This window comes from Calditrichota bacterium, from assembly GCA_016867835.1.
In the GTDB taxonomy this organism is placed as follows: Bacteria; Electryoneota; AABM5-125-24; order Hatepunaeales; family Hatepunaeaceae; genus VGIQ01.
Window position 1 is genome coordinate 1 of sequence record VGIQ01000083.1, and the last position, 12,365, is coordinate 12,365.

Sequence of the window (12,365 nt, forward strand, 5' to 3'; positions counted from 1 at the left end):
TGAAGTAGCCGGCGGCTGCATACGGCGAATCGGGACCGGCATGCCCCCCCGGGAAGCGTCCGGTGCCGTTTACGACGCCGGGGGCGCACTGGTCCTCCCCGGTTTTGTCGATGCCCATACCCATCCGGTCTTTACTGCTTATCGCGGATCTGAGTTCGTCCGCAGGTGCCATGGCGATTCCTATCTTCAAATCGCCCGCGAGGGAGGCGGTATCCGGTCATCAATGCTCGGCGTCCGGGAGGCTTCCGAAGGCCATCTCGCCAGTCTCACGGCAGACCGCATGCGGGACTTTCTGGCTTTGGGCACCACGACGATTGAAGCCAAAAGCGGTTACGGGCTGACGGTTGAAGATGAACTGAAATCGCTACGAGCAATTCGAACCGCTGCAGCAACGACGGGGCTGGAGGTTTCGCCAACCTTGCTCGGTGCGCATACGGTTCCGCCGGAATATGCCGGGGAGCCCAACCGGTATGTCGATTTAGTGATCCGGGAGATGATTCCCCGGGCAACAAGCGAAGGACTTGCCGAGGCGGTCGATGTCTTCGTCGAAGAGTCGGCATTCACCACTAAGCAGGCTCAACGGATATTCGAAGCAGCCCGAAGCGCCGGTCTGAAGATTCGCGTTCACGCCGACCAGTTGACAACAGGTGGAGGCGCCGAACTGGCTGCGGAAGTGGGAGCCATAAGCGCCGATCACTTGGAGCAGACAGGCGATGACGGGCTGAAGCGGCTGGCGGATGCAGGAGTTACCGCAGTACTCTTGCCGGGGGCGGTCTTCGGCCTTGGTCTGGAAGGTTATCCCAATGCCGGTCGGATGCTAAGTGCCGGCTGCCGTCTGGCGCTGGCGACCGATTTCAATCCCGGATCGTCACCGGTGCAGTCGATGCCCTTCATTTTGATGCTTGCGGTGATGAAGATGGGGATGACGCCCTTCGAAGCGCTCTGGGCCGCGACGCTCGGGGGAGCTTTGGCCCTCGGCCGGGAGAACCGGGTTGGGACGTTGGAGAAGGGCTATCAAGCCGACTTTACGCTATGGGACCTGCCCGATCTCGAAACGCTCATCTTTCGCGGAGTTGAGGCTCGTCCGATTGCGGTCTTCAAGAAGGGCGAGTTGGCAGTTGGGCGACCGAAAATTGCAGTTTGATGAGTTTAACAGGCAGTCTCTTCGCCGAATCGCGGCCTGCCAACTATGGTCGTTACGAACGGGTCGTCATCGGCACTTCGGGCTACCTCTTCCCGGACTGGCAGGGGACGTTTTACCCGCCCGGACTGCCCCGACGCGAATGGCTCGGCTACTATGCCCGTCATTTCAACGTCCTTGAGGTAAACGCCAGTTATTATGGCTTGCCGTCACCTTCAACTTTCGCCTCGATGGCGGCAAGGACTCCCGACGACTTCAACTTCTGGGTCAAGGTGCCGGGCGGGGTGACGCACGGCTCGGACGACTTCGAGGTGGCGATGGGTGCATTTCGGGAAGCAGTAAAACCGCTTCGGGAGGCAGGCCGCCTGGAGGGTGCGTTGGCGCAGTTTCCGCCGTCGTTTAGACCGGAGACGTCGGCGTTATCGCGGATCGGGAGAATGGCGGAACTTGCCGGGACGCGTCTGGCTGTCGAGTTCCGACGACGCGATTGGCAGACCAGCACTACCTATGACTTCCTTGACCGGAACGGTATCGTCAGCGTCATGGTCGATATGCCGGCCATTGATGGATTGCCGATTTCCGAAGCCCGGGTAACCGGCGGCATCGGCTATGTCCGGTTCCACGGCCGCAACCACCTCACCTGGTATGATCGGGCAGCCGGAGATCGCTATGACTACGACTACAGCGAGGCTGAACTTGAGTCCTGGCAGTCTCCGGTGGAGGCAATGGAGGAAGGTGCGCAGAAGGTCTTCATTTTCTTCAACAACTGCCATCTTGGCAATGCCGTCCGGGGCGCGAGGCTAATGACCCGCATCCTGCGGGGCGAGTCAGCACTATTCACTTGATTTAGTCTATGAGTTTCTTGCAGATGGCCTGGCGTGAGAAGCAGCGACGATGACACCGTCTGCGGCAGCAAAGCCAGAATCGCCGGAAGTCCCGGGGGTCGTTCAGCAGACTCCTGAAGCCGGACAAGCAACAGAGATGTCATCGCCACGCGTGATCAGTTTGCTGAGCGAAGCGATTCGGGCGCTTGACCATCGTTCACCCGATGCGCTCGGAGCGCTTATTCTACCGGCGGTTCTGGCCCGGCAATTAGGCAGTGAAGAAGGAAGCGAGCGACTGAAGGGTGGCTGGTTTTACCGGCTCGGCAATGGCACCGGGCTGCAAGCGCTGGCTCATCTGCCGCGCCGCCATCCCCTAAGGGATGTAGCGATCCTGCTCTACTCATCACCAGTAATGGCGACCGGTATAGTCCTACATCGCGGTGATGGGGAGCGTTGGCGCGGGCTGATTTGCCTCGACCCCTTTGAGGCGACCCGCGAGGCGATTAGTTTGTCGCAAGCGATGCTGCCGGTATCAACGGATGCTGCCGATCATCTCGAAGCACTCGCTCGCAGCGCGGCCGAGGTTCGTCCATCGTCCGATTCAGACTTTCCAACCCGCCTGCTGCGGGCGCTGCTGGGGTCGTCCCCCCTTCCCGGGGGGGCAGCGAGCCGCGAAAGCGACATCCGCTGGCTACGCGCCATGACCCGGATTCAAGACGCGGTCGGTTGGGAATTGGAGGAGGGCCGACTTAACAACTCCATTGCCCGATCCTTAAAGGAGACGATCGGCTACGACTACTTCGAGTTAATGGCACTGCAGAGTGCCGGACGGCGATTCGACGTAATTTCGGAACATCATCGCAACGACACCGCGTTTGGGGGCGACCTTCTGACGATGATGCTGAAAGCCGAGAGGCAAATGGACATTTTGCGCGGTCGCACCCCGGTTTTGATCGATAGAGCCAGTGCCGGACGGTATCTCGCCAACCCGAAGTTGATGAATTATATGGGGCTGGAGGCAGGACTTCTCTTGCCCCTTCTTTACCAGCGCCGGGTCAATGGCTTGCTGAAAATCTTTTCCCGGCATCCGGGACAGTATCTGCCATCTGATAGCAGCCGGTTCGAGGCGATCGGTAAGATCATCTCCAAATCATTGGTAACCTCCCGGCTACACGCTTCGATGCGTAGAATGGCCACCGTCGATGGCCTTACCAACGTCTATAATCATCGCTTTTTCGAGGATCAATTGGGGCGGGAATGGAAGCGAGCGCGGCGCTATAGCAATGCCCTAACGCTCCTGATGCTCGACATCGACCACTTCAAGATCTACAACGACACCCATGGCCATCTGCAGGGTGACCGGGTCCTCGCGGGCGTAGCCAAACTTATCCGGGCCGCGGTGCGGGAAGTGGATCTTGTCTGCCGCTATGGAGGGGAGGAGTTTGCGGTGATCCTGCCGGAGACGACCGTCGATCAGGGACTTGTGGTGGCCGAGAAGGTCCGGACCTCGATTGCCGGCACCCCCTTTAGGCTTACCGTGCGGCAGGCTCCCGAGTATATTACGGTTTCGATAGGTGTCGCCGACAATGTTAATGAAGTCGAAACCCCAGCCGATCTGATCAATCGCGCCGATATGGCGCTTTATGATGCCAAGCGCGCAGGGCGGAACCGCTGTCTGGCCTATGCCGTCTAATGGACGGGACGGATGATCGCGCATAGTGCATTCAAACGGGAGGTGTGGTGAAGATACTTTTGCTGACTACGGAAATGGAGCCGTTCGCGAGTGCCGGAGCGTTGGGTGAAGCTGCCGCGTCCCTGCCTCGCGCTTTGAAAATGCATGGGCACGAAGTGCGGGCTATAATGCCGCGCTACCAGATGATTCGGGAGCGAAAGCACGGGCTGCGTGACATCGCCAGGTTCAGTGCCTATACCGTAGAGTATGGGTCCGGACCGGTTACGGTGGCGCTGAAGTCGGGCTTCTCTGCCGAGGGGCATGCCCAGGTCTATTTCATCGAACAGCATAATGAGTTTCATCGGGAAGGTATATATGGGCCGCCATCGGGCGACACCTACGACGACAATCCCCGCAGGTTCGGTTTCTTCCTTAACGCTGCTTTTCAGGTAGCACTTGAACTGCACTGGATGCCGGATATTATTCACTGTCTGGGGGCATCACTGGCCGGAGCACCGATTATCCTGCGCCATTCGCGTCGATACTCCGCACTTTCCGGCGTTAGGATAGCGCTCCACCTTCCTACGTCGATTGCAGTTGAGCCTTTTGAAACCACCGGTGCCGAATTGGGGCTTGAGGCTGCAGCTGCCGCCAGCCGCTTCACATTGCCAGCAGCAGGGATAGCCGATGCCGACATTCTCTTCCTTGACGGTGTAGGCGAGTCAGATCCCGTCATCGATGTAGAGGGAGCAGCCATGGCGTCGGTCGTTGTGTCAGCGAATTCGGGGCTCCCGTCGCAGGGACGCGATGTCCGACGTCGCTTCAACGAAGTTTATGCACCGGTGCGGGCAGCAGGTCCGGCCGCTCCCTGATGAGGGGAAGTTTCGGTTGATCGTCGGATTAGCCGCTTTTACGGGTCTTGTTCTTCAGTTCATTCCGTTCGAAGTTCGGGCTGAGCCCGCGCGACTCGAACCCGCCGGGCGCTATTCTCTGCCGGATTTACCCGGTGCAACAAGAATCGCCATAGCCGCCGGACGGGATGGCTCTGCTGCCGTTTTATTCGGCAATCCACCGCGAATCCTTGTCTTCCCCCCGGCTTCGCCAGGCGACACTATTCCCGCCCGAGAAGTCGAAATCCCATCCAGCCAGTCCTTTTCCGGCAGCGGAGATATTGTCTGTGACGGAGGCTTGAGTTACCTCGTCTTTCTGCCTGGAAACAACCAGGTCTATCGTTACAATCTGCGCGGCGAGTCGCTTCCTCTCATTTCACTACCTTCCGGTCACGATCCCTTAAGCGGCATCAGGTTCGACGACGGGGCACTGCTTTACCTGAACCGTCTCGATGCTCGACTCTGGCTGTTTGACGCATCGGGCGAAAGTCGTCCCTTTAGCGCAACAGCGCTCTCAGAAATCGTGCCCCCGGTAAAGTTGGAGTTGGTATCCGGTACGGGACGGGCTATGCTTTTGGCAGGCAATACTCTCTGGTGGATAGATCGCCGTTCAGGCCGTGTGCGAAAGATGGCCTGGCTATCACCGGCAGGGGTGGAACAGATCGCGGCGGAAGACAACGGCAATTGGGTCGCATATAGCCCGGACGGCAAATCCTACTACAGCAAGGGTGAATCGTCAGGCGGCTGGCAACAACTTGACGTAGTAGAGCCGCTTAAAACGCAGATTGCCGACATAGCCCTCCGGGGGGACCGCCTCTATCTTCTGCCCCGAAGCAGCGGGGACATCGAGATCTTCCGTCTTCAACCATAGGTCATTTCGTCCGGGTGGTCGAGGCTATCATCCTTGCAGCAGGCTCGCTGGTGGGTGCAGATACGCTCCCAAGTCTGCCTCGTGGAGGTGGATGGCGTTCGGAACGGATCGTCGTTGCGGCCGATACGACCTTTTCCATCAGGGATGCCTGGCTGATCGATGAGGCGGCCTGGGTTGTCGTAGGCGACACTGCAGGTCCGGCTGAAGTTGCCGTTGTTTGGCAGGAGTTGCATGAGGTCTTTATCGGTCGATTGAGAGGTGAACTGACACCGGGCGATACCATTTCGGTAAAGTGGCGGTCGGCTGCGCCGGGACGGGAGTTGGAATTGCGTCGCTACCGACCGATGACCGAAGTGGGTGATTCGGCAGATTCGCAAACTGTTCCGATAGCGCGATCCGGCGGCGATTATCTCTCCCCCTGGGGCGGAATGCGTCGAAGCGGCTTCATCAGCCGGGGAGTGGCAATCGATGCCGGCGGTGGACAACGCGTCGCCTCGGGTATGCATCTTGAACTTACCGGTGAACCTTCACCGGGGGTTTCGGTCGAAGCAGTGCTCGACGACCGAAGCTTGCCGGCTGGGACCGGAAGCAGCGGCTCTACCACACTCGGAGAACTCGACCGGATCGTTTTACAAGTCCGGACCCGCCGGATGGAAGCGTCGTTGGGGGATGCCGACCTGACCTGGCGCAACGGACGTTTTGGCCGGGTCGAACGGCAGTTGAAGGGCGGGCGGGCCTCTTTTGGCGGGCGGGACGGCCGGATTGAGACCGCCGGCGGCGGAGGCGAGAAACTGACGCATACTCTCCGCCTCGACCTTAGCCCGGGCGACCAGGGTCCCTACGAATTGACCGACCGTGAAGGCCGACATGGTATCACCGTCGCTGCCGGGAGCGAGGTTGTCCACCTTGACGGCCGCCTCCTGAAGCGCGGCGCTTTCGGTGATTATCGGATCGACTATGAGCGCGGGACGATCACGCTCGGCCCAACGACGTTGATCCGCACTCAATCACGGCTCGAGGTCGAGTACGAGTACACCGGCTCGGCTTACCCGGTTGTTTTCTACGGTATGGATGGAGAGGTGCCCTTTAAGGTCGGGGGAGCGCGCTTTTCTGCCGGAGCAACGTTGGCGCGAGAAGAACAGAACGGCGGGCGTCCGGTGGCGTTTGACTGGAATGACGAGCGCAGAGCGGTCGTCGAACGTGCTGGAGATGATGCGCTGTCGGCTCGTGCGAGCGGGATCGACAGTGTCGCTTACGGTGAGGGTGATTACATCTGGGCCGATGAGTCCGGCAACCGAAGAGTGCTGCAGTTTTCTCCGCCGGACAGCCTCGGCCGTCCGACCGGGAATCTTCGCGTCGCCTTTGGGAGTGACTCGCAGGGCGGCTACACCCGGCGCTACAATCCAGATTGGCAACTCTTTTATTTCGAGTGGATCGGAGAGGGTCTTGGCAGTTGGTCCCCAACACTGCTCCTGCCCTTGCCCGACCGCCGTCAACTGGTGCATGTTCGAGGCGAAGTGGTGACCGGTAACCTGCGCTCCCGTCTCGAGACAGCATTTAGCGAATATGACCGAAACACCCGGTCATTGCGCGACGACGGCGACAACAGAGGCGCAGCACTCCTCTGGAGCGGTCGCTGGTCGGAGGCGAAGGGGCGTATTGCACTTGACCTATCCCTGCGGCGTGAGGATGCCAACTTTCGACCGCTCTCGGCACGCCGCGAAGTAGACTACAATTATCGGTGGAATCTACCGTCGGACGATGCCGCGGACGAAAGCGCTGTGGAAGCGGGGATGACGTTGAAGCCGCTGGAACGGCTCACTATTACAGGTAGTGCAGGCTCACTCGATCGAGTCAGTCGGACAAAGGCGCAACGGTGGGAGTCGGGAGCCGAGGGAGCGATCAGCTCGCTGCGACTAAAGGGAGGCTATTCCGGCGCCAATAGCCGCCAGAGCAGAACCGGCGCGGTGAGACTCCGCCGGCGTTGGGACGTCGGATCCGAGTGGACTTGGGGGGCGGTCACTCCGTCCCTAATCGGCGGGTTGGAAGAGCAGGTTGCCGACTCTTCCGGGATGCGCTCCGGTAGAGCCGTTCAAGAGGTTACGCCCGGCCTCCGCTGGGGAGCCGGCGTGCGGGAAGCCTACGCTGCTATTGATTATCGGAGCGACGACTCGCTGCAAGCGAAAGTGCGCACGGCCATTTCGCGCGTAAGGACGGTCCGTGCCGGCTGGAAGGATCGGCAATCCTGGGGCGGCTGGACGACCGACCTCTACCGCCGCCAAATCGATCATGTTCCAGGCTCCGACACGGAAATCGGCACCGGTGCACGAGCGGCGCTGAATCTGTCGCCCGCAAATCAGCCCTTTCGCTTTACGGCAGCCTATGACTTGACGACCGGTCGCAGCCGGAGCGACCGGTCGGTAGCCACTTATGTCGGACCAGGTCGGGGCACTTGGAGACGCGAAGGCGACCGCTATGTGCCCGATCCGCGCGGCGACTTTGAACTCGGCACCGCACCGGGTGACTCGCTCGAACGGGCAACCCGGGTCGAAGCCTCTGGCGAATTCGAATGGAGGTTTACCAGAAAACTCTCACCCACGCGACGGGAATCGACCTATCCCCTTGGCATCAGCCGCTCGGTTACCCGCTTCGAAGCCAAAGGCTCGTCGCCTGACACCCGAAAGTCCGCGATACTGTTTCTCGATCGTGGAGCGCTGTTTGGTCGGAGCGCTTCGCCTGCGCACTGGCAGTTTGAGAATGACCTCTACTTCCTTGAGGGTCATCCGGCCGGGGATGGACGGCTCGCGCTCAAGAGGCGTATCGAACGATCCTCCGGCTACCTGAGCGGTGAGGATCGCGAAGAGAGTGTCGCGCTTCGGATCCGCTACAAGCCCCGTGAGGCGTTGACCTTCACTCTTGAGCCTCAGCGGGAGTGGATTCGCCGGGGACGTGCTTATGGCGGTTCTGCGAATGCTTTCGACCTGTTCGTCATCGACGGCGAGGCACACTATGAACCTCCCGGGAGCGACTATCTGTGGCGGCCGGCACTCGGTTGGTCGAACCGCCGGGATGCTGCGAAGGGGATTATTCTGCAGGAGTGGCGCGTCGAGCCGCGCGTTATACGCCGCTTCAGCGAGCGAGGATCGGTGTCTCTGGAAACCGGCTGGCGACGCTTGGCGGCAGACGCGGACATTTTCCTGCCCCACGAACTGCTGCGCGGTTACCGTTTAGGGAACAACTTCACATCTGCGCTGACGGCAGACTACTCTATCGGCCGGCAGTTGACCCTTGCCATCAGTGCCCGATCTCTCTGGCGTGGTCGCGAAAAACCGATCCCGACCGGCTTGGTCGAAATGCGAATGGACTTGTAGATGCGAAGGCTCATCATCGGAGTCAGCCTCCTCAGCGCATCCCTGCTTTCAAGCGAGACTGCAGGCAGCAAGTTCGTTGTTCACTTCGAAGGGCGTCAAAACGTTTCGGAGAGCCTCCATCGCAGAGCGGGAATAAGGACAGGCGAGTCGGTATCGACGAAAGACCTTAGCCCGGCACTGGAAAGACTTTACGAGACCCTGGCGCTCGACGGCTGGCCGTTGGCGCGTCTCGATACAGCAGTCCTTGGCGCTGGAGATCCGACGCGCCTCACCCTCTATATAGAGGAAGGGCCGGTGCTCACCGAAGCCTCCCCGGAAGGCGCAGCCGGGTGGCGGTTGACTCTTGACCACCTGCTTGCGCCGGGTCTCGTCATGCTTGATTCGCTTCTCGAGGCGGGCTTTCCGTTCGCAGTACTGACCCTTAAGCCGGGGAGGATGAAAGTCACTGCTGACGCACTGCTGCTTGAGCCTGACATCGATATCGAAAGAGGGCCTTTCATGCGGATCGGGGAGGTTGCCTTTACGGGGACGCGACACGTGAAGGCATCGCTTCTCGAAGCGGTTACCCGGTTGAAGCGAGGCAGGATATTGCGCGTGAGCGATCTCGAGCGAGCGCGCCGATACCTTGAACGGCAGTCCTTTGTCGCCTCAGTAGGACCGGAGCAGATCGGCAACTTGTCGCCAGGATTGGCCCGGGTGACGTTTCCCATAGTCGAGCGACGCAACGGACGGATCGGCGGTGCGGTTGCGTCGGCCGGCGGATCCGCACCGACCGGCGATCTTGATCTCTCATTGGGCAATCTATTCGGCGGAGGGCGGGAGATTGCCTTTCGATGGGCACGCCCCGTTGCCGGGCGGTCGCAAGCGCGGGCGTCCTGGCGGGAGGTCTTCATCGCCGGATTGCCACTTGAGGGACGGCTCGAGATCGAGGGCTTAAATGACGCGGTCCAAGGCAGCGCAAGGACGACCCGGATTACAGCCGGATGGGAACCTCAGGAGGGACTCATCCTCTCAGCCGGAGTTGCGGACCGGACAATTGCGGGAAATGGTAACAGCGACCGGACGCTGTTTGTGCCGATGTCCATTACGATCAACCGGTTCGATCACGATGCGAATCCCGGATCCGGGTGGCGGGGCAGTATCGGCTCGACACCGGGCTTTCGACGGATCACCGGGAGAAGCAGCCGGCTGCGAACCGGGCGGGAAGATGTGCAATTGGAGGCGGTGCAAGGGTTAACGCCTCGCTGGGCACTCTATGGAAAAGTCGCTGAGAGCGATGTCACCGGCGACGGCATTGCCTGGTTTGACTTGTTGCGAATCGGTGGTGCAGAGACCCTCCGAGGCTATTCCGACGAGCGCTTTCTTGTCCGGGGTGCAACACGGGGGCAGATCGAACTGCGTTGGAGACCGCCCGACAGGACGACCTTTGCCGGGCTCTTCTTCGATGCTGCAAGATTGCACCGTCTCGATCCGGATTTCACGGTAGATCGGGTCTGGCCTTACGCCGGGGGTATCTCCTTCGTAACCGGCACTGCTTCAGGAAGGCTGAAACTCGATCTCGCCCTGGCAGCGGGCGAACCGCTTCGTCGAGGGCGATTGCACCTGTCGCTGGAGACGGCGTTCTAATGCGCTTGCTGACGGTCGATATTGGCACCAACAGTATCCTCCATTTGATAGTCGATATCCGGGAGGTTGAACTTCGAGTCATTGAACGAGGGCTCGACGAGAGCGGCCTGGGCGCGGGCATCACACCGGATGGCCTATTGTCGGAAGAATTGCTTGGTCGGAACCGTCAGGTGTTGCAGAGAATCGTCCAAAAAGCAAACGCCGTAGGTGTCGAGCGGGCTGCCGCCGTCGGCACAGCTGCACTTAGAATGGCTGTCAATCGGGAGGATTATAACCAGATGGCAGCGGAAGCAGGACTTCCAGTCGAGATCGTCAGCGGCATACGCGAGGCAAGACTTGCCTGGCGGGGGGTGTTCGGGCTGTACGGCGCAGAGCAGCGATCCGGGTTGCTCGACCTGGGCGGCGGTTCGACTGAACTCTCGATCGGTATCGGACGCGAGCCAGACTGGACGGAAAGCCTCGCAATAGGTTCGGTGAATCTGGCACGGACTGCATTCAGTAGGGATCCTCCGACGGTTGAAGATGTGGTAAGGGCGCAGGTATTGGCTCGAAGTCATCTTTCCGGATGGCGGGAACGGTGGCGGAGCGGATTGGCACCGCGCCTGATCGGATCCGCCGGGACCGTGACCGCACTCGCTGCAATCCACAATAAAATAATAACCTATCGCCATGATGAACTTACCGGGAAGGTGTTGTCTTTCGACGAGGTGAGCCGCTGGAGCGAGCGATTGTTGCGCCTCGACTATGAGCAGCGGCGAGCCTTGCCCGGTATGCCGTCGGTCCGGGCGCGGTTCATTCACGGGGGGGTGTTGCTGCTTCGGGAGATCATGGAGGTGCTTGAAGTGCCGGTTCTGGAAGTCTCCGACCGGGGGGTTATGTTCGGTATGGCGTGGGAGTTGGCCGATATGACCGCGAAGCAGAATCGAGATTGACGGGCATTTTTCTTCCGAACAAGGCACTTAAGGTGTCTGTATGTTGACACCGTTAGAGGAGTCGGTTAGATTAAAGGTTCCCTTAGATGTCGAGAGTCGAGCACTGAGAGCCTCTTATTTTTCGAGATGGTCTTGACTGGCGACCTTAGACCTTGACTTGAGGCCGGGGAGACCTTTAAACTGAAGGTTACCTGCTTGGACGAAACGAGGCGTCGGCGAGGCTGGCGGCTTGACAAGGAGTCCGGGCAGGTTTATATTGATGGAGTGGGAGGCGGTCGGTCTAAAGGGCCGGGGTCTTCCGGGAGTTTTCGGCGGGGCAGTCATGGGGCTGTCGGGTGCCGGTCTGTTCTTTGACAACGCGCGCGGACGGGCTAAACCCATTGGCCTGGTCCGTTGCTACTAAGTTCGATATGTTCGATCCTTTACTACGGAGAGTTTGATCCTGGCTCAGGACGAACGCTAGCGGCGCGCTTAACACATGCAAGTCGAACGCGGAGGGTTCCTTCGGGAGCCCCGAGCGTGGCGAACGGGTGAGTATCGCGTAGGCAACCTGCCCTTGTGTGGGGGACAAGCCCGGGAAACTGGGTCTAATACCGCATATTGTCTTTCGGGGGCATCCCCGGGAGATGAAAGCCTTCGGGCGCACAGGGATGGGCCTGCGTCCTATTAGCTTGTTGGTGAGGTAACGGCTCACCAAGGCGACGATGGGTAGCTGGTCTGAGAGGACGACCAGCCACACTGGGACTGAGATACGGCCCAGACTCCTACGGGAGGCAGCAGTGAGGAATCTTGCGCAATGGACGAAAGTCTGACGCAGCGACGCCGCGTGAATGACGAAGCCTTTAGGGGTGTAAAGTTCTTTTCCGGGGGAAGAATGCCCGCTACGGCGGGAGGGACGGTACCTTGGGAATAAGCACCGGCTAACTCCGTGCCAGCAGCCGCGGTGATACGGGGGGTGCAAGCGTTGTCCGGATTTACTGGGTGTAAAGGGCGCGTAGGTGGGGCGGTCAGTCGGGGGTGAAAGGTGCGGGCTTAACC

The 12,365-nt window shown here is 60.0% G+C and carries 8 protein-coding genes and 1 rRNA gene; all 9 read left to right on the forward strand.

Going from position 1 to position 12,365, the window contains the following annotated elements; all coding sequences use genetic code 11:
• A partial coding sequence (locus FJY67_08765; GenBank protein ID MBM3329544.1) for an imidazolonepropionase occupies positions 1–1,144 on the forward strand: 1,144 nt, incomplete at its 5' end.
• Positions 1,144–1,986 carry a DUF72 domain-containing protein gene (locus tag FJY67_08770; protein ID MBM3329545.1) on the forward strand — a complete coding sequence of 281 codons (843 nt, stop codon included), beginning with the start codon at positions 1,144–1,146 and terminating at the stop codon, positions 1,984–1,986. The genes FJY67_08765 and FJY67_08770, both read left to right, overlap by 1 nt.
• Before the next feature lie 49 nt (positions 1,987–2,035).
• Positions 2,036–3,658: a GGDEF domain-containing protein gene (locus tag FJY67_08775; GenBank protein MBM3329546.1), complete on the forward strand. Its 1,623-nt coding sequence runs from the start codon at positions 2,036–2,038 to the stop codon at positions 3,656–3,658.
• 47 nt (positions 3,659–3,705) lie between these two features.
• Positions 3,706–4,509, forward strand: a complete 804-nt coding sequence (locus FJY67_08780; protein ID MBM3329547.1) for a hypothetical protein — start codon at positions 3,706–3,708, stop codon at positions 4,507–4,509.
• Positions 4,445–5,398 carry a hypothetical protein gene (locus tag FJY67_08785; protein MBM3329548.1) on the forward strand — a complete coding sequence of 318 codons (954 nt, stop codon included), beginning with the start codon at positions 4,445–4,447 and terminating at the stop codon, positions 5,396–5,398. The genes FJY67_08780 and FJY67_08785 overlap by 65 nt, the downstream gene beginning before the upstream one ends.
• 14 nt (positions 5,399–5,412) lie before the next feature.
• Complete coding sequence (locus FJY67_08790; GenBank protein ID MBM3329549.1) at positions 5,413–8,769, forward strand: hypothetical protein; 3,357 nt, start codon at positions 5,413–5,415, stop codon at positions 8,767–8,769.
• Complete coding sequence (locus FJY67_08795; protein MBM3329550.1) at positions 8,770–10,395, forward strand: hypothetical protein; 1,626 nt, start codon at positions 8,770–8,772, stop codon at positions 10,393–10,395. It begins immediately after the preceding gene.
• Complete coding sequence (locus tag FJY67_08800) at positions 10,395–11,327, forward strand: hypothetical protein (GenBank protein MBM3329551.1); 933 nt, start codon at positions 10,395–10,397, stop codon at positions 11,325–11,327. The genes FJY67_08795 and FJY67_08800 overlap by 1 nt, the downstream gene beginning before the upstream one ends.
• 424 nt (positions 11,328–11,751) lie before the next feature.
• A 16S ribosomal RNA gene (locus FJY67_08805) occupies positions 11,752–12,365 on the forward strand; the annotation flags it as partial.

Bases quoted from the DNA above. Each gene is read 5' to 3' on its own strand.
- FJY67_08770 (MBM3329545.1), top strand. From the start codon at position 1,144: ATGAGTTTAACAGGCAGTCTCTTCGCCGAATCGCGGCCTGCCAACTAT.
- FJY67_08775 (MBM3329546.1), top strand. From the start codon at position 2,036: ATGACACCGTCTGCGGCAGCAAAGCCAGAATCGCCGGAAGTCCCGGGG.
- FJY67_08785 (MBM3329548.1), top strand. From the start codon at position 4,445: ATGTCCGACGTCGCTTCAACGAAGTTTATGCACCGGTGCGGGCAGCAG.
- FJY67_08795 (MBM3329550.1), top strand. From the start codon at position 8,770: ATGCGAAGGCTCATCATCGGAGTCAGCCTCCTCAGCGCATCCCTGCTT.
- FJY67_08800 (MBM3329551.1), top strand. From the start codon at position 10,395: ATGCGCTTGCTGACGGTCGATATTGGCACCAACAGTATCCTCCATTTG.